Raw genomic sequence first — 16,398 nt, forward strand, 5'->3', positions numbered from 1 at the left:
AATATATAAAAATAGTTCCTGTCCCCTTATTTCCTGTCCCCTTATTTATTATGGAGAAAAATAATGAATCTAAAAAATAGATCTTTAGCCTGTATAGCCTGCATAATATCCTATGTTAACATGCTATTACTGATTTTTTGTGTGCTTGTTTATTTGGGTATTTCTTGTACTTGCGCTTTCTGCTCCCCTGAATATTCTGCTCAGATTTCTTTTGTAGGGAAAACAGTCGATAAATATGATTTTGAAAGAATAACTATTCCCATTATGGTCAAAAATACCGGTTCTAAAACATGGGATTCTTTTGCTTCAAAAGGACCGGTTTTCATATCATATCATTTATTGTCCGGGGATAATGGGAAAATGTTGATCTACGATAATATCAGGACCCCGTTTCGACAGGCAATTGCTTCTGGTACAAAGCAAATAATTAATCTTAATGTTCAACCTCTTCAACCCGGTAAATATATTCTTCAGATTGATTTGGTTGCGGAAGGAGTAATCTGGTTTAATGACCAGGGAACAAAGCCGTTAAATGTACCCCTTAATATTATTCAATCGCCGACTAATATTTCAAAGCCAAAATATAAATTAAAAAATTTTAGTCCTGATCCGGTATGGTATGTTGAAGGAATGCCGGATATCAACTATTGCTCATTACTTTCTGAAAAAACTCTTGAAGATAATTTTTTATCATTTAAATTTAAAAGTATTCCTGTTTATGGATTTGCTGCAGGTTCAGGATATCCACAAATCTGGATTCGGGATTCAGCTACGATCATGCCTGCAGCCCGCTGCACCCACACTGAATCCGAATTGATTTCATGGATAATGGCTCATTTAACCATACAAAAGCAGGATGGAGAATTGCAGGACTGGATAATGGCAAATGGCAAGTTTGGCAAAAACACCGTGGAAAGTGATCAGGAATCAAGTTTGATTATTGCTGCCTATGAAATTTCGAAAACCATAGGTTATAAATGGCTGCAAAAAGATGTAGGATCAAAATCAATTTTACTCCGTTTGAATGATGCTTTAAATTTTCTTTTTGTTTATAGACTTGATTTGAAAACAGGATTAATTAAGTCCGGCTATACTGCTGATTGGGGTGATGTGAGTAATGAATTTCCTGATCAAAGGGCTGTTGATCTGCAAAAAGGATCCAGCGAAGTAGTTGGAATTTATACTAATGCTTTAGCTTTTGGTGCGGCAGAAAAATTATCATTTTTGTTTGATGTAACCGGTAACAAGGGGAAAGCAACTTATTGGAAAACAAAGGCTTCAGCATTAAGGAACAGCATACAACGCAATCTATGGCAGGAAAATAAGGGCTTTTTTTGTATTCATCAGCATGTGGATGGCTCAAATAACAGCAATGTTGATGAAAGGAATATATTTCCCATGGGAGGTAATGCAGTAGCTATTGAAATGGGTGTAGCAACGCCAGTGCAGATTAAGCGTATAATTGACCAGGCCGTTTATCGGCAGCAACTTTTTAATTTTTCTACCATAAGTGGAGTTTTGCTGCCGCCTTACCCAAAAGATTTTTTTAAGCACCCTGCGCTTGACGATTACTTTGAATACCAGAATGGCGGACAATGGGATTGGTTTGGAGGTCGTCTTGTGTTGCAGATGTTTATTAATAATCGTCAGGAAGCTTTTAATAAATTGGAGCAAATTTGCCACAAGGCATTTCTTAATAAAGGTTTTTTTGAGTGGGATACCATGGATGGAAAAGGGCAAGGCTCATCCCACTATTCCGGTAGTGCTGCATCAATATACAGGTCTGTTGTAGAAGGCCTTTTCGGTATTGACTGGAATTATAAACAAGTGCGCATCCAACCCCGTCTATCACATCATACCGGATATATATATGTTCCTCAAATTGAGAATAAAAGATATTTATCATATATTTATAAATGTAAGATGTCACCTAATTCCGACAAACTGTATGTTAAATTTTCTTTTGGTTCCAATCTGACATGCCCCATTACACTCGTTCTGCCAAAATCATATAATAATAACGATGATGATGATAATTATAATTATGCCTGCTTGAAAATAAATGGTAAGCTGGCCTTATCAAATGCGGGTAGTACTTTTGATCATGATAATATGATCAGGATTGATTTAAATGAGGGGCAAATCGAACTTGTAACTGAATATAAAAAAATATCTAAATAAGGAAATAAATGGGATGTTGCTCTTCAAGAGAATAGAATAAGAGTGAATAAAGGGGACACTATGAATAAAGGGGGAGTATAGGGGGGAGTATAGGGACGTCTATGATATTATGCTTTACTTAGAAATAATTATATGATACATCTTAAACATGGCACGAAAAGCGAGAATAGATGCACCTGGAGCACTGCATCATATAATTGTCAGGGGGATAGAACGTAAGAAAATTTTCAGATCAGATTATGATCGGAAAAACTTTTTAAATCGGCTCAATAATTTGATTCCTGAAACACAAACCGAGTGTTTTGCATGGGTATTGATTCCAAACCACGTCCACTTATTATTAAAAACCGGATTGATTCCGGTTTCTGTGTTAATGAGTCGTTTGCTCACCGGATACGCGGTATGGTTCAATAAGAAATACCGTCGCCACGGTCAACTTTTTCAAAACAGGTACAAGTCGATTTTATGCCAGGAAGATATATATCTAAAGGAATTGGTGCGTTATATCCACTTAAACCCGTTGAGGGCGGGTCTTGTGGAAGATATGAAAAGCCTGGATAAATATAAGTGGTGCGGTCACAGTGTTCTGATGAATAAAGCCAGTGAGGAATGGCAGAATATCGATTATGTTTATAAACTGTTTTCCGGCAAAAAAAGATTGGCAATAAAAGGGTATCGAGCGTTTGTGGAAAAAGGTATAAGCGCAGGTAAACGGCAGGATCTTACCGGTGGTGGATTATTAAGGAGTATAGGCGGCTGGTCGGTTCTCAAAGATTTTCGCAAAGCAGGCATACGTGTTAAGGGAGATGAACGCATTTTAGGTGACAGTGATTTTGTTGAAAATGTTTTAAAAAGGGTGTTGCAAAGATTGTTATTATCGGTAGTTAAAACAAATAGTTACGCCATAATGGAAAAATGGGGTTTTTCTGGGTTAACTAATTGATTTTATTATAAAAGTTTTTTTACTTTGCAACACCCTTTTAAAGGCCGCCGAAGAAGAATTTGGGGGGAAATATGAATTAAGAGCCAAAGGTTATGATTTCAATCGGGTAATACAGCGGGTTGCCGAAGTAATGGGCATGGAGATTGAGCAGGTAACGGCTTTCGGGAAATCACCGCCAACAGTTAAAGCGCGAAGTCTTTTATGTTTTTGGGCTCATCGAAAGCTCGGCATGACAACCATTGAAATTGGAAAAAAGCTGAATATATGCCAATCAGCGGTAAGTCGTTCATCCATAAGAGGTGAAAAAATTGAAAGAGAAAACAGATTTGAGTTGATAGGGTAAAAACGCATAATATCATAGACGTCCCTATACCTGCCCCAATAAGAGAAAATATCAGGTAAAAAATTGTCTGATAATATTTTTCGTAACCGTTCACGGTTACAAGCGGCATAATTTCCTGTTTATAAATTGAATCTCAGGCCATCAACGTAAGGCGGGACAGCTACTTTAGTGGATTCGTCGCTTACGCTCCTTAATCCACCCTACGGTTCAAGAGCAACGTAAATTTGTAGGGTGGATTAAGCGAAGCGAATCCACCGAAACCCGCTGTATTTTTCAACCGTTAACTGTGAATCTATAACCGTGAATGGTTACTATTTTTCTTTGTTTATTTGAAGATCGTATGGAATGTTGGCAAAAAAGACGCGCAAGGTATTAAAAAATATTTCAAAATCATGCCCGCGCAGCGCATCAATCAACTTCCATGCGTAACCATTAATCAACTCTCTTTCCACAAAAGAATATGCCTCGGCCAGGCATTCGATCATTGAATTTTTCACCTCAAAATTTGGATACGCCAGGGTATATCCCATCCTTTCCTTATCATAGCCTGGGGGGAGTATAGGGACGTCTATGATATTATGCTTTACTTAGAAATAATTAGGGTGCGGCTCTTTTAGGACAATCTTAGTTTTAATAAAATCAACAGGTTATCTAAATGGAAATTCAAAAAAATCAAAAATAACTATTCCTATGCAAACCCCTAAAGGATAACTATCCATTATTACATGAAAATTGATCAGAAAAAAACTTGTCAATATCGACGTCGAATGTCTTTTCCACTTAACCAGCTGATTTTTAAGCCCTTATGACGAATAGACTTGTTCGTTTCTAAAAGAGCCGCACTCAAATAATTATATGATACATCTTAAACCTGGCACGAAAAGCGAGAATAGATGCACCTGGAGCACTGCATCATATAATTGTCAGGGGGATAGAACGTAAGAAAATTTTCAGATCAGATTATGATCGGAAAAACTTTTTAAATCGGCTCAATAATTTGATTCCTGAAACACAAACCGGGTGTTTTGCATGGGTATTGATTCCAAACCACGTCCACTTATTATTAAAAACCGGATTGATTCCGGTTTCTGTGTTAATGAGTCGTTTGCTCACCGGATACGCTGTATGGTTCAATAAGAAATACCGTCGCTACGGTCAACTTTTTCAAAACAGGTACAAGTCGATTTTATGCCAGGAAGATATATATCTAAAGGAATTGGTGCGTTATATCCACTTAAACCCGTTGAGGGCGGGTCTTATGGAAGATATGAAAAGCCTGGATAAATATAAGTGGTGCGGTCACAGCGTTCTGATGAATAAAACCAGTGAGGAATGGCAGAATATCGATTATGTTTATACCTAAATTGAGCGGTTTTAAGATCGAATCGTATTCTATAATGTAAAACATTCCACTTGAGCATCGTTTTTAAGCCAAAATATTTTTTTCGGTAAACGGATGGCGTATTATTTCAGCAAGACTTGAAAAAATTCGAAAATTGCAACAATCAGGCACTTTTTTTTGAATTTAGCGGCATTCATGCTAAATTTTGAGTATAGCTCACCATAGGTTGTTCAATTATTATTGTATATTGGAAATGGAGAAATGAATTTTAAATCAGGATGGGAGATGGATTCTGGCAATTGGCCCATAGTTTATCAAACTTAATGGCTTGCATAACAGATTGAGATAGCTTTAAAGTGATCATATGACTTTTTTTTACAATTTTAGCTCCTATATCGACTATCTTGCGGCGTACAGATGTGGCATAACTTCTTATAGGTATTACTTCTGCTGTCACGTCTTCTTTGAAGGTTTCAAACAGGAAAAAAGAAATCAGCATGCAGTAGTAAAATGCGGAATTTGGACCAAATTTTTTAAAGGGTAATTGCTCGAAATCAAAATCTTTGAATCCTCGATGAGCAAGTTCATCTGCGCCACACTGATGATAGCTGTTGATAATCGCCTCGGGGATGAGCCAGTACTGCCGTCTCTCTTCGGTGCAATTTTTCAGCACTTTATCATTAATACCGATATTGGTAAGAATGACATTGTCCGGGCGGGCAAAATCAAGCAGTATTTGTTTACCTTCATAAAGACAGCGAGTGTAAAATGTCCGATAAAAACGTTTCCATTTGTCGCACCGAAAACCGAACTCTAAAAATGACCACGTCTGCTCTTTGATATTATATGAGTCCCAATCGGAATTTGCCGCATTGCTGGCCTGTTGTTTGACCCCAGCATACATTTTCCCACTGGCAATAAATCCAATATTGAGTTCATCAAAGGCTGCAAAATTTTTTTTGTCAAAAAAGCCACTATCGCAACGCAGGATTATCGTTACAGTTTTACTGTAGTCGCTACGAATAAGATTCACCAGGCCAATTATCATGTTGACAACGGTATCGCCAAAGTTGCCATTTTTGCTTCCGCCCCTGAAGATGGCATCAACAATTTTGCCGTTCCAGATGATCTGTAGGGGATGAAACCCTTTCTTTTTTTTGTAGGTGGGCTGAACACCTTGTCGTTTTTTGGCGTCATCATTGTCCATCACCATCGAATCAATATATAGTACTATTTCATCGGGCTTTATGATGTTTAAGCGCCAAATAAACATCGTACGAAGCACCCAGCGGAAGTGATTGGCAAACCACCAACCAAAAGTTTGAAAAAATCGCTTAATCATGTGAGATGATGCCATCTGTGAAGTTGTTGTTTCTATTGCACCTGCATAACCTTTGTCATTTTTTAATTGATCAAAGTATGTCAAATGGCGAGATGTTCCATCAAAAAAGAAACAAAAAATTTGCTTGAACAAAATCCAAACGGAGAGTCCTTTAGAGCTTTTACGCATAAATCCAAATTTCGTATTCAGAATGTCCAAAATACCAGTCATCTCAAGATAGCGGCTAAACAATACCAAGCCTCCCCTGCCAGTAATAGTGTCAGTCGTCGTATCAATTTTGTTTATTCTTTGTGAACTGCGGGCTTTTTTCATGTTAATTTCTCTTCAATTATGAATTAAATTCATTCTCCAGTATTTGATACAACAATATATCACAAAAGAAAAAAAGTGCAAGCCTAAAATATAAAATTTAGCTTAATTTTCAGTGAGTTGCCAGGAAGTAATTTAAAAATAATTGCACTATATGGGAAAAAAATTACATCACCCGTTGGGTGAATAAAAAAATGAACTTAATAAATTGATAACTTTTTGATAATTAAGACTTTTATGGAAAAATTATCTCTCATTGATGTTGGAAATCGCTCAACTTAGGTTATAAACTGTTTTCCGGCAAAAAAAGATTGACAATAAAAGGGTATCGAGCGTTTGTGGAAAAAGGTATAAGCGCAGGTAAACGGCAGGATCTTACCGGTGGTGGATTATTAAGGAGTATAGGTGGCTGGTCAGTTCTCAAAGATTTTCGCAAAGCAGGCATACGTGTTAAGGGAGATGAACGCATTTTAGGTGACAGTGATTTTGTTGAAAATGTTTTAAAGGCCGCCGAAGAAGAATTTGAGCAGAAATATGAATTAAGAGCCAAAGGTTATGATTTCAATCGGGTAATACAGCGGGTTGCCGAAGTGATGGGCATGGAGATTGAGCAGGTAACGGCTTTCGGGAAATCACCGCCAACAGTTAAAAAGGGTGTTGCAAAGATTGCTATTATCGGTAGTTAAAACAAATAGTTACGCCATAATGGAAAAATGGGATTTTTCTATGTTAACTAATTGATTTTATTATCAAAGTTTTTTTACTTTGCAACACCCTTTTAAAGCGCGAAGTCTTTTATGTTTTTGGGCTCATCGAAAGCTCGGCATGACAACCATTGAAATTGGAAAAAAGCTGAATATATGCCAATCAGCGGTAAGTCGTTCATCCATAAGAGGTGAAAAAATTGAAAGAGAAAACAGATTTGAGTTGATAGGGTAAAAACGCATAATATCATAGACGTCCCCATGCCTGCCCCATGTAAGATAAAAGCAAATGCTGGGATTTATTTATTAGCTTGTACAAGTTTTAGATCTATTCTGCTATTTACAGCCGCAGCATATCTGATTACACTTTTGAGGCTGGGTAAAGGTTTACCCGATTCTATCCTGGCAACAACAGATTGGGTTGTTCCCATACGTTCTGCGATCTGTTTTTGAGTCAGGTTTGCCTTTGTTCTGGCCTGGATAAGCGCCTTTGCAACAGTAAATTCATCTTCAAGTTTCATATAGGCTTTTCTATATTCAGGATCACTTAGCAATTTTTTATGCTTATCTTGTAATCTTTTACCCATGATCAAATTCCTTCATTCTTTGCAGAGCAAGTTCTATTTCCCGTTTTGGGGTTTTGCGTGTCTTTTTGACAAAAGTTCTGAGAATAACGACACGTTTTCCTGTTATAGTAGTATAGAGCAATCTGGCAAGTTTTTCTTTAGCTTTGGCACGTATTTCCCAAATCTTGTCATGTACGTGCCGAACATAAGGCTCTTTAACAGACAAAAGTCCAACTTGTTCAATCAATTGTGAAATTCGGATAATTTTCGCTTTAATTTCTGTTGGAAGTTGGTCGAACTCAGCCTCGGCAGTGTCATTAAGAAATTCTACCTTCCATTCCGTATCCATAATAATTTATAGCAATTTTGCTATTTATTGTCAAGAAAAGAATTGGAGACGTTATGTTAACATTTTAACTTGAACGGGCTTGCTACCCATGGGGAAGTATAGGGACATCTATGATATTATGCTTTACTTAGAAATAATTATATGATACATCTTAAACATGGCACGAAAAGCGAGAATAGATGCACCTGGAGCACTGCATCATATAATTGTCAGGGGGATAGAACGTAAGAAAATTTTCAGATCAGATTATGATCGGAAAAACTTTTTAAGTCGGCTCAATAATTTGATTCCTGAAACACAAACCGAGTGTTTTGCATGGGTATTGATTCCAAACCACGTCCACTTATTATTAAAAACCGGATTGATTCCGGTTTCTGTGTTAATGAGTCGTTTGCTCACCGGATACGCGGTATGGTTCAATAAGAAATACCGTCGCCACGGTCAACTTTTTTAAAACAGGTACAAGTCAATTTTATGCCAGGAAGATATATATCTAAAGGAATTGGTGCGTTATATCCACTTAAACCCGTTGAGGGCGGGTCTTGTGGAAGATATGAAAAAAAGCCTGGATAAATATAAGTGGTGCGGTCACAGTGTTCTGATGAATAAAGCCAGTGAGGAATGGCAGAATATCGATTATGTTTATAAACAGTTTTCCGGCAAAAAAAATTGGCAATAAAAGGGTATCGAGCGTTTATTAAAAAAGGTATAAGCGCAGGTAAACGGCAGGATCTTACCGGTGGTGGATTATTAAGGAGTATAGGCGGCTGGTCGGTTCTCAAAGATTTTCGCAAAGCAGGCATACGTGTTAAGGGAGATGAACGCATTTTAGGTGACAGTGATTTTGTTGAAAATGTTTTAAAGGCCGCCGAAGAAGAATTTGAGCAGAAATATGAATTAAGAGCCAAAGGTTATGATTTCAATCGGGTAATACAGCGGGTTGCCGAAGTGATGGGCATGGAGATTGAGCAGGTAACGGCTTTCGGGAAATCACCGCCAACAGTTAAAAAGGGTGTTGCAAAGATTGCTATTATCGGTAGTTAAAACAAATAGTTACGCCATAATGGAAAAATGGGGTTTTTCTGGGTTAACTAATTGATTTTATTATCAAAGTTTTTTTACTTTGCAACACCCTTTTAAAGCGCGAAGTCTTTTATGTTTTTGGGCTCATCGAAAGCTCGGCATGACAACCATTGAAATTGGAAAAAAGCTGAATATATGCCAATCAGCGGTAAGTTGTTCATCCATAAGAGGTGAAAAAATTGAAAGAGAAAACAGATTTGAGTTGATAGGGTAAAAACGCATAATATCATAGACGTCCCCATACCTGCTCATGCGCCTTCCTCCCTTTGGCATTGTGCCAAATTTTAAAATCAGTTAATTATCTGAAAATCTATCGTAGAGGTTTAAAATTGTAAGTGCAAAGTTTTAAAATCAGAGATAATCTATTTTAATACCTTCACGAATTAAAAGTGCGGCTGTAACACCTGTAACTTTCCCGGCTTCCGTGTCACAAGCTGTTTTAGAGTGCGCCTGCGCTCTGCTGCCGGATCCTCATGACGGGCTTTTATCTTTTAATATGCAACGCTCTATTCCGTTTTCCTTAAACATTTTTAAAGCAGCATATGCGCCGCCTATAAAAGCTTTTGTATTATCTGTGCCATGAATATTGATTACTTCTGCATTGCCGTCAAGAACATCAAAGCCATCACCGCCTGTAATTCGGGACGGCTTTCTGGGCACTGATAATCCACCCAACACTTCAGGGCAGACAGGTAAGACCGATTCCTTTTTTGATAACTCAAAAATAAAATTATTTCTTTTATTTTGTCCGTCATATCTGCAATTGCATCCAAGAAGGCAGGCGCTTACGGCTATCATAGGGTTTTATTCTTTTTCTCTTTAAGGATGTCTTCACAGAGAATAATATATTGTAAAGCCTGCCAGTTGACACCAAGATCAGGATAATTGGAAATCACCGCTTTGAAACGGTAAAGCGCAGCCTTGTACTGCTTGGTCTTAAAGTAAAAACGACCCACATAGAGTTCGTGTTCGGCAAGGCTCCTCAAACATTTTCTTATATACGCTTCGGATTGCCTCGAATATCTGTTTGCAGGAAACTGTTTTATCAATCTGTTGAAAGCATGTAAAGCATTCCTGGCAGGTGTCTGGTCCCTGTCTATTGTATCAATCCGATCATAATAACAGCGCGCGATCCGGTACAAGACATAAGGAATTTTTTCATTACGCGGATGAAGGCTTTCAAACTGCTCATATGCCAGCACAGCTTCTTCATATTCTTTTAATTTGTAGTGAGAATCAGCTATTTTAATTTCAGCAAGAACAGCTAATTTGCTGAATGGATACCAGTCTTTCAGCTTTTCAAAGTGTTCAACCGCATAACTATAGTTGCCTTTATTGAATTCCTTCATACCGAGATCTGCAAGCTCCTGGGCGCTTTTTTCTTTTTTGGGTGAAGAAAACAGTGCGCAGCCCGAACATATGAATAGAGAAAGAAGGCAGAGTATTATGATTTGTTTCATCTGGATAACTATCTGAATTAATTTATAAATTTCCAATATAATGTTCCGCTGAAACTGCGGCAATCGCCGCATCGCCTATTGCTGTTGCAATTTGACGCAGAGGTGTTCTGCGCCCGTCACCTGCGGCAAAAACTCCCGGTACGGAGGTTTCCATTCTCTCATTCACGATAATAAAGCCATACTCATCAACCTTAATATCATCGCCAAGAAAACCGGAATCAGGCTGGATGCCAACCCACATAAAACAACCGTCTACAGCAAGGTCACTGGTATCTCCCGTTTTAACATTCTTTATCGTAATATTGGTAACGCCGGTTTTGCCACCATTAATACCTGTTAATACCGAGTCCCAAACAATCTCGATTTTATCATTTGCAAAAGCCCGTTCCTGCAGTATTTTGGAAGCGCGCAATTCATTCCTGCGATGTATAAGAAAAACTTTTTTTGCAAATTTTGTTAAAAAGATACTTTCCTGAACGGCGGTATCCCCGCCGCCGACTGCCGCCACAACTGCACCGCTGAAAAAAGGACCGTCACATGTTGCGCAAGAGGAGACACCCTTGCCGTAAAAATCATCTTCGCCGGGAACACCCAATGTTCTCGGGGAAGCGCCTGTGGCTATAATAATGGTATGGGCGCTGATTGTTCTGTCACCCAATTCGATCTTCTTGACCTTGTTCGAGCAATCCAGTGAAAGAACCTCTTCTGTTTCAATTTCAAGGCCGAACCGTTTAGCCTGCTCACTCATTCTGCCGGTAAGGTCGATGCCGCTGATTCCTTCAGGAAAGCCGGGATAGTTTTCAATCCAGTCAGTGATAATAATTTGTCCGCCCGTTACTGATTTTTCCAGCAGAATAACATTAAGCCGTGCCCGTGCTGCATATAGACCCGCGGTAAGACCTGCCGGCCCTCCTCCAATGATAACCAGATCGTAATCTACGTTCCGCATACAAAACACCTATGAAATTTTATTAATTATCTCTTCAAGTTTTGATTTCCCAACAAGCCCTACAACCTGATCCGCTACAGCTCCGTCTTTAAAAAAGATAAGAGTCGGTATGGATCTTATAGCATATTTACTTGGAGTCGCGGGATTATCATCCACATTGCACTTGGTAAATTTTATCTTATTACCCAGGGAACCGGACAGCTCTTCAATAATGGGACCAATAGCTTTACATGGACCGCACCAAGGAGCCCAAAAATCTACCATAACAGGGCCGTCTGCTTTTAACACTTCCGCTTCAAAATTGCTGTCATTAATTTCCAAAACATCTTCTGCCATAATATTCCACCTTTCAATTTTTATTTATCCCATATTTTTACTGCACTTTTAAAAAAAATATAATAGGATGGTTAAATATTGTCAACTTTATAAATTGACACGGTTAATTTCGGGGACACCTTACTAATTTTTAACTTGGAGTCAATGCGGGATATGTAGAGTTTCAGACAATTAATATAGAGGGGAAATCCGAGGGAGTCGTACAGGCTTTATTTGGTGAGTGTTAAACGGCAATAGTATATAGATTTCCACATAAATAATTTCACTGCAGTTACTTGTTTTCGCCCAAAAATAACGCTTGTATGTACCATAAGACGTGCTATATAATGTACTAAATATATACTTAATGAGGTGCAACATGCAAAAACTAAAAATTAATCAAGACATCAGATCCCTTTCAGAAGTCAGGAATGGCATGACAAATTTCATAAAGCAAGTTCACGATACTAAAAGACCGGTGATAATTATACAGCACGGTAAAGGCGTAGCGGTGCTTTTAGCTGTAAATGAATTTGAAGCCATGCAAGAAAAAATCGAGCTTCTATCAGATATTCAAACTTCTCTCAACCAACTGGGAAAAGGAGAAGGAATAAGCCATAAAGATGCAAAAGAGAAAGTACTCAAGCGAGTTCTAAAATAAAAATAATCTGGTCTCCTCTTGCTGTCGATCGAGCATCAGAAATCGCCGATTACATTGCCCAAGATAAACCATCAGCGGCAGAAAAATGGATTGATACAGTATTTTCTAAAGTTGCGCAACTAAACTCGTCTCCTGAAATCGGCCGAATTGTACCTGAAATTAATGATAGCCAATTTAAAGAACTGATTTACGGCAATTACCGCATCCTTTATCGTATAGAAAAGGAACAAATATCTATTCTTACGATTCGTCATGGCTGCCAAATACTACCAATAAATGAAATTATGGCATAACAATGGGATGGAAGAGGATCCCATGTCTGTTGTTGATAAAATAATCGACAAGGAATAGAAAAATGTCCCCGGCAGTTTCCTTAGCGGTTTTATCAATTATTTTCCCTGGTCTTGTAAAATTCTATTCCCGGCCAATGTTCCATACCGTACTCAAGCTGCCATTCACTTGTGGTGAGGAAAGCCTTTGCCCCTTCGGCATCCCTTGCAAGATTGTTTTTGTTATTTTTTTCAAAGTCGTCCATTTTTTTGGGATCATCGCATTCGATCCATCTTGCCACATTATATTGCGACGGCTCGTAAACTGCAGCAACGCCATATTCAGTTTCGAGACGTGCCATTGTGATGTCAAACTGGAGTATTCCAACAGCGCCAAGTATATAGTCGTTTGTTGCCACCGGCCGGAAGACCTGGATAACACCTTCTTCCGCAAGCTGGGTTAGGCCTTTGTGAAGATGTTTGGCCTTCATAGGATTTTTCAGAATAACTTTTCTGAAAAATTCAGGAGCAAAATTGGGGATTCCGCAGAATTTTAAGGGCTCTTTCTCCGAAAAGGTGTCGCCGATCTTGATGGTGCCATGGTTGTGGATACCTATGATATCGCCGGGATATGCTTCTGATACGTTTTCACGCTCATTGGCCATGAAAATTGTGGCATTGGCAAAGGTAACAATTTTTCCTAACCGGTGGTGGAGAACCTTCATGCCACGGGTAAATTTTCCCGAGCAGATTCTGAGAAAGGCAATTCTGTCCCGGTGGGCAGGATCCATATTGGCCTGAATTTTAAATGCAAAGCCGGAAAACGCTTCCTCGTAAGGAGAGACTTCCCGTGTAACTGCGGCTCTTGGGCCCGGAGGTGGCGACATCTCCACAAATGTATTCAGCAGTTCTTTTACTCCGAAATTATTGACTGCGCTTCCGAAAAATACAGGAGTCTGTGTGCCGTTAAGATAGTGGTCAAGCTCAAAAGGATCTGTAGCGCCTTCGATCAATTCGATATCCTCCCTCAGCTCGTCAGACTGTATTCCCAAAATATCATCAAGCTTTGAGTCGGAAAGGTCGTTTATAATAATGCCGTCACTAATATTTTTGTTTTGACCGGCCTTGAAAAGATGGAGTTCTTTGTTATAGATATTGTAAACTCCATTAAAATTTTTTCCCATGCCTATTGGCCAGGAAAGGGGGGTGCACTCAACCTGCAGCTTATCCTCAATATCGTCAAGAATATCAATGGGCGACATGCCGTCTCGGTCCAGTTTGTTTATAAAGGTAATGATGGGAGTGTTGCGCATACGGCAGACTTCCATAAGTTTTTCTGTTTGGGGCTCAACCCCTTTGGCGCTGTCGATTACCATAAGGGCGCTGTCAACTGCGGTAAGGACCCTGTAGGTATCCTCTGAAAAATCCTGATGACCTGGGGTATCAAGAAGATTTATCTCAAAATCTCTGTAATTAAATTTCATAACCGATGTGGTTACAGATATGCCCCTCTCTTTTTCTATGGCCATCCAGTCACTTGTCGCATATCTTTCTGCTTTGCGGGCCTTTACGGCTCCTGCCTGCTGAATGGCTCCACCATAAAGAAGCAGTTTTTCGGTCAATGTGGTTTTACCTGCGTCAGGATGGCTTATAATTCCGAAAGTCCGGCGTTTGTTTATCTCTTTAGTATTATGATTCATTTTTTACCCTAAATAATTTTACTTAATATTTTATAAGTATAGTAAGAATATGGTCAAGTATTGTCAACGTCGTAAATTGTCAAGCAGGAAGGCTGAATACCGTAAAGGAATGTTTGACATTTTTTTGATTGAATAATAGGTAACCGTTAACAGTTAACCGTAAAAACCTATAAGATAACAGATGGAAGCCGATTTAAAATGAAACATAAAATTAAAAGTTTAATTAATTCCGCATTAACCGGGGCGTATAACAATGGAGATTTGAATTCGCCTGAAACCGATGAAGCTTTGCCTGAAGTTCTGATTGAGGAACCTAAGGTGGAGACCCAGGGTGATTATTCAACCAATATTGCCATGATCCTGGCCTCCATACAAAAAATGGCGCCGCAAAAAATTGCCAAAGCAATACTACGGAATATAAATGATCATGATTCTTTTTTTGATAAAATCGAGATAGCGGGGCCGGGTTTTATAAACTTTTTCATAAACAAAGCTGCGTGGTATCCAATTCTAAAAGAAATTCATCATATGGATTTAGAGTATGGGGCTGAGAATATAGGAAAAGGTAAAAAAATTCAGGTTGAGTTTGTAAGCGCCAATCCAACAGGTCCGCTTCACGTGGGCCATGGCCGCGGAGCAGCAGTGGGTGACAGCATTGCGAATATTCTGAATTTTTGCGGTTTTAATGTTGAAAAGGAATATTATATAAACGATTCCGGGAGACAGATTAACACTCTTGGACGGTCGGTTTTTTTCAGGTATAAAGAACTCTTCGGAAAAGATATAGTATTTCCTGAAGACTGTTATCAGGGAATGTATATCGTAGAACTTGCCGAAAATATTAAATCGATAAATGGCGATAACTTTTTAAATATTGAAGAAGAAACGGCTGTCAATAATTGCGCCAGGTTCGCGGCAGAAAAAATACTCGCGGAAATAAAAGAAGCTTTAGAGTCCTTTGGTGTTCAATTCGACAACTGGTTCAGCGAACAGTCTATTTTTGATTCCGGAAAAGTTGCAAAAGCCATAGAAAACTTTCAAAATAAAAAAATAATATATAATAAAGAAGGGGCGCTATGGTTTAAAACCAGTGATTTCGGCGATGAAAAGGATCGTGTTGTTGTACGTAATAATGGACTGACAACTTATTTTGCATCAGATATTGCATACCATCAGGATAAATTTAATCGTGGTTTTGAACGGATTATCGATATATGGGGGGCAGATCATCACGGCTATATTCCTCGTATTGCCGCTTCAATAGAAGCCTCCGGGGTAAACAGGAACCGGTTCGATGTTATCCTGATCCAACTGGTTAACCTGCTGCGGGACGGTCTCCCCGTTGCGATGTCGACCAGGGCCGGTGAATTTGTAACTTTAAATGAGGTGATAAACGAGGTAGGCCGCGATGCTGCCAGGTTTATTTTTTTGACCCGCAACTCTGATAGCCCGTTAGATTTTGATCTGGAACTTGCAAAAAAGAAAACAAATGATAATCCTGTCTATTATGTTCAATATGTTCATGCCAGAATTTCGAGTATTATAAGAAAAGGTAAAGAAAATGGGGTAGCCGATATAAACTGGAATGCTGAGGCGGTTAATATGCTTAAAGAACCCGAAGAGATCGATCTCCTTAAAAGCATGAACCGTTTTCCTGCAATTGTAAAACAATCTGCCATGAGACTGGAGCCGCATCGTATAACGTTCTACCTGATGAATCTGGCATCTTCTTTTCATGCTTATTACAATAAGCACAGGGTTCTGAATGATGACCCGCTATTGTCATGCGGACGGCTTTATCTTGTGCTGGCAGTAAAAAAAATTATACGTAACGGCCTCGGACTTCTTGGCGTTTCAGCTCCTGAAAAAATGTGAGCGTAAC

20 protein-coding genes are annotated in these 16,398 nt (G+C 38.8%); 11 read left to right on the plus strand and 9 right to left on the minus strand.

What is annotated here, in order from left to right:
• The first annotated feature begins 63 nt into the window (after positions 1-63).
• The 3 genes from BuS5_RS18755 (at position 64) to BuS5_RS18765 (ending at position 3,467) form a co-directional block, all read left to right on the plus strand.
• Positions 64-2,181: a trehalase family glycosidase gene (locus BuS5_RS18755; RefSeq protein ID WP_051375220.1), complete on the plus strand. Its 2,118-nt coding sequence runs from the start codon at positions 64-66 to the stop codon at positions 2,179-2,181.
• A 148-nt stretch (positions 2,182-2,329) separates the two neighbouring features.
• Positions 2,330-3,124, plus strand: coding sequence for a transposase (locus BuS5_RS18760; protein WP_274427876.1), 795 nt, complete (start codon positions 2,330-2,332; stop codon positions 3,122-3,124).
• A gap of 130 nt (positions 3,125-3,254) precedes the next feature.
• A complete protein-coding gene (locus tag BuS5_RS18765) occupies positions 3,255-3,467 on the plus strand; it encodes a hypothetical protein (RefSeq protein WP_274427877.1) in 213 nt (70 codons plus the stop codon).
• A gap of 311 nt (positions 3,468-3,778) precedes the next feature.
• On the opposite strand, the gene BuS5_RS18770 is transcribed toward BuS5_RS18765, so the two are convergent.
• Positions 3,779-3,997 carry a hypothetical protein gene (locus BuS5_RS18770; protein WP_274427878.1) on the minus strand — a complete coding sequence of 73 codons (219 nt, stop codon included), beginning with the start codon at positions 3,995-3,997 and terminating at the stop codon, positions 3,779-3,781.
• 389 nt (positions 3,998-4,386) lie between these two features.
• Between BuS5_RS18770 and BuS5_RS18775 the strand changes: the two genes are divergently transcribed.
• Positions 4,387-4,830 (plus strand): transposase, encoded by a 444-nt coding sequence (locus BuS5_RS18775; RefSeq protein ID WP_274428174.1) that lies wholly within the window; start codon positions 4,387-4,389, stop codon positions 4,828-4,830.
• Positions 4,831-5,077: 247 nt separating this feature from the next.
• Here the strand turns inward: BuS5_RS18775 and BuS5_RS18780 are convergent, their stop codons facing one another.
• Positions 5,078-6,463 (minus strand): IS1380 family transposase, encoded by a 1,386-nt coding sequence (locus tag BuS5_RS18780; protein ID WP_274427665.1) that lies wholly within the window; start codon positions 6,461-6,463, stop codon positions 5,078-5,080.
• Between the two features lie 308 nt (positions 6,464-6,771).
• Between BuS5_RS18780 and BuS5_RS18785 the strand changes: the two genes are divergently transcribed.
• Positions 6,772-7,146, plus strand: coding sequence for a hypothetical protein (locus BuS5_RS18785; protein ID WP_274427879.1), 375 nt, complete (start codon positions 6,772-6,774; stop codon positions 7,144-7,146).
• Between the two features lie 317 nt (positions 7,147-7,463).
• Here BuS5_RS18785 and BuS5_RS18790 read toward each other — a convergent pair whose 3' ends face one another.
• The gene (locus tag BuS5_RS18790; RefSeq protein ID WP_274427880.1) at positions 7,464-7,751 is read right to left on the minus strand and encodes a helix-turn-helix domain-containing protein; all 288 of its coding nucleotides are present in this window, start codon (positions 7,749-7,751) and stop codon (positions 7,464-7,466) included.
• Positions 7,744-8,079: a type II toxin-antitoxin system RelE/ParE family toxin gene (locus tag BuS5_RS18795; protein WP_274427881.1), complete on the minus strand. Its 336-nt coding sequence runs from the start codon at positions 8,077-8,079 to the stop codon at positions 7,744-7,746. The genes BuS5_RS18790 and BuS5_RS18795 overlap by 8 nt, the downstream gene beginning before the upstream one ends.
• A 157-nt stretch (positions 8,080-8,236) precedes the next feature.
• Between BuS5_RS18795 and BuS5_RS18800 the strand changes: the two genes are divergently transcribed.
• From BuS5_RS18800 to BuS5_RS18810, 3 genes are all read left to right on the plus strand, one after another.
• On the plus strand, positions 8,237-8,533 hold the full coding sequence (locus tag BuS5_RS18800; protein WP_274427882.1) for a transposase: 297 nt from the start codon (positions 8,237-8,239) through the stop codon (positions 8,531-8,533).
• Positions 8,534-8,623: 90 nt separating this feature from the next.
• Entirely contained in the window at positions 8,624-8,758 is a 135-nt protein-coding gene (locus tag BuS5_RS18805; RefSeq protein WP_274427883.1) for a hypothetical protein, read from the plus strand.
• Positions 8,749-9,123, plus strand: coding sequence for a hypothetical protein (locus BuS5_RS18810; protein WP_274427884.1), 375 nt, complete (start codon positions 8,749-8,751; stop codon positions 9,121-9,123). The genes BuS5_RS18805 and BuS5_RS18810 overlap by 10 nt, the downstream gene beginning before the upstream one ends.
• 390 nt (positions 9,124-9,513) lie before the next feature.
• Here the strand turns inward: BuS5_RS18810 and BuS5_RS18815 are convergent, their stop codons facing one another.
• From BuS5_RS18815 to trxA, 4 genes are read right to left on the minus strand one after another with little or no spacing between them, the layout of a single operon-like run.
• Positions 9,514-9,960 carry a 2-thiouracil desulfurase family protein gene (locus BuS5_RS18815; protein WP_419761712.1) on the minus strand — a complete coding sequence of 149 codons (447 nt, stop codon included), beginning with the start codon at positions 9,958-9,960 and terminating at the stop codon, positions 9,514-9,516.
• Complete coding sequence (locus tag BuS5_RS18820) at positions 9,957-10,658, minus strand: outer membrane protein assembly factor BamD (RefSeq protein ID WP_232223057.1); 702 nt, start codon at positions 10,656-10,658, stop codon at positions 9,957-9,959. The genes BuS5_RS18815 and BuS5_RS18820 overlap by 4 nt, the downstream gene beginning before the upstream one ends.
• Positions 10,645-11,571, minus strand: coding sequence for a thioredoxin-disulfide reductase (gene trxB, locus BuS5_RS18825; protein ID WP_027354015.1), 927 nt, complete (start codon positions 11,569-11,571; stop codon positions 10,645-10,647). Before trxB ends, BuS5_RS18820 begins: the two co-directional genes overlap by 14 nt.
• Before the next feature lie 9 nt (positions 11,572-11,580).
• The gene (gene trxA, locus BuS5_RS18830) at positions 11,581-11,907 is read right to left on the minus strand and encodes a thioredoxin (protein ID WP_027354016.1); all 327 of its coding nucleotides are present in this window, start codon (positions 11,905-11,907) and stop codon (positions 11,581-11,583) included.
• Between the two features lie 358 nt (positions 11,908-12,265).
• Here trxA and BuS5_RS18835 point away from each other — a divergent pair, with 358 nt between their 5' ends.
• Both BuS5_RS18835 and BuS5_RS18840 read left to right on the plus strand, forming a co-directional pair.
• A complete protein-coding gene (locus BuS5_RS18835; protein WP_027354017.1) occupies positions 12,266-12,547 on the plus strand; it encodes a type II toxin-antitoxin system Phd/YefM family antitoxin in 282 nt (93 codons plus the stop codon).
• A gap of 5 nt (positions 12,548-12,552) precedes the next feature.
• Positions 12,553-12,840: a type II toxin-antitoxin system RelE/ParE family toxin gene (locus BuS5_RS18840; protein WP_255342816.1), complete on the plus strand. Its 288-nt coding sequence runs from the start codon at positions 12,553-12,555 to the stop codon at positions 12,838-12,840.
• Positions 12,841-12,932: 92 nt separating this feature from the next.
• Here the strand turns inward: BuS5_RS18840 and BuS5_RS18845 are convergent, their stop codons facing one another.
• Complete coding sequence (locus tag BuS5_RS18845; RefSeq protein ID WP_027354018.1) at positions 12,933-14,516, minus strand: peptide chain release factor 3; 1,584 nt, start codon at positions 14,514-14,516, stop codon at positions 12,933-12,935.
• Between the two features lie 198 nt (positions 14,517-14,714).
• Between BuS5_RS18845 and argS the strand changes: the two genes are divergently transcribed.
• Positions 14,715-16,391 (plus strand): arginine--tRNA ligase, encoded by a 1,677-nt coding sequence (gene argS, locus BuS5_RS18850; RefSeq protein WP_027354019.1) that lies wholly within the window; start codon positions 14,715-14,717, stop codon positions 16,389-16,391.
• Positions 16,392-16,398: the final 7 nt, after the last annotated feature.

The organism is Desulfosarcina sp. BuS5 (assembly GCF_028752835.1).
Taxonomy (GTDB): domain Bacteria; phylum Desulfobacterota; class Desulfobacteria; order Desulfobacterales; family BuS5; genus BuS5.

What these genes read in the sequence shown, in the direction of transcription:
- BuS5_RS18755 (WP_051375220.1), top strand. Translation starts at nt 64, where the DNA reads ATGAATCTAAAAAATAGATCTTTAGCCTGTATAGCCTGCATAATATCC.
- BuS5_RS18760 (WP_274427876.1), top strand. Translation starts at nt 2,330, where the DNA reads ATGGCACGAAAAGCGAGAATAGATGCACCTGGAGCACTGCATCATATA.
- BuS5_RS18765 (WP_274427877.1), top strand. Translation starts at nt 3,255, where the DNA reads ATGGGCATGGAGATTGAGCAGGTAACGGCTTTCGGGAAATCACCGCCA.
- BuS5_RS18770 (WP_274427878.1), bottom strand. Translation starts at nt 3,997, where the DNA reads ATGGGATATACCCTGGCGTATCCAAATTTTGAGGTGAAAAATTCAATG.
- BuS5_RS18780 (WP_274427665.1), bottom strand. Translation starts at nt 6,463, where the DNA reads ATGAAAAAAGCCCGCAGTTCACAAAGAATAAACAAAATTGATACGACG.
- BuS5_RS18790 (WP_274427880.1), bottom strand. Translation starts at nt 7,751, where the DNA reads ATGGGTAAAAGATTACAAGATAAGCATAAAAAATTGCTAAGTGATCCT.
- BuS5_RS18795 (WP_274427881.1), bottom strand. Translation starts at nt 8,079, where the DNA reads ATGGATACGGAATGGAAGGTAGAATTTCTTAATGACACTGCCGAGGCT.
- BuS5_RS18800 (WP_274427882.1), top strand. Translation starts at nt 8,237, where the DNA reads ATGGCACGAAAAGCGAGAATAGATGCACCTGGAGCACTGCATCATATA.
- trxB (WP_027354015.1), bottom strand. Translation starts at nt 11,571, where the DNA reads ATGCGGAACGTAGATTACGATCTGGTTATCATTGGAGGAGGGCCGGCA.
- trxA (WP_027354016.1), bottom strand. Translation starts at nt 11,907, where the DNA reads ATGGCAGAAGATGTTTTGGAAATTAATGACAGCAATTTTGAAGCGGAA.
- BuS5_RS18835 (WP_027354017.1), top strand. Translation starts at nt 12,266, where the DNA reads ATGCAAAAACTAAAAATTAATCAAGACATCAGATCCCTTTCAGAAGTC.
- BuS5_RS18845 (WP_027354018.1), bottom strand. Translation starts at nt 14,516, where the DNA reads ATGAATCATAATACTAAAGAGATAAACAAACGCCGGACTTTCGGAATT.
- argS (WP_027354019.1), top strand. Translation starts at nt 14,715, where the DNA reads ATGAAACATAAAATTAAAAGTTTAATTAATTCCGCATTAACCGGGGCG.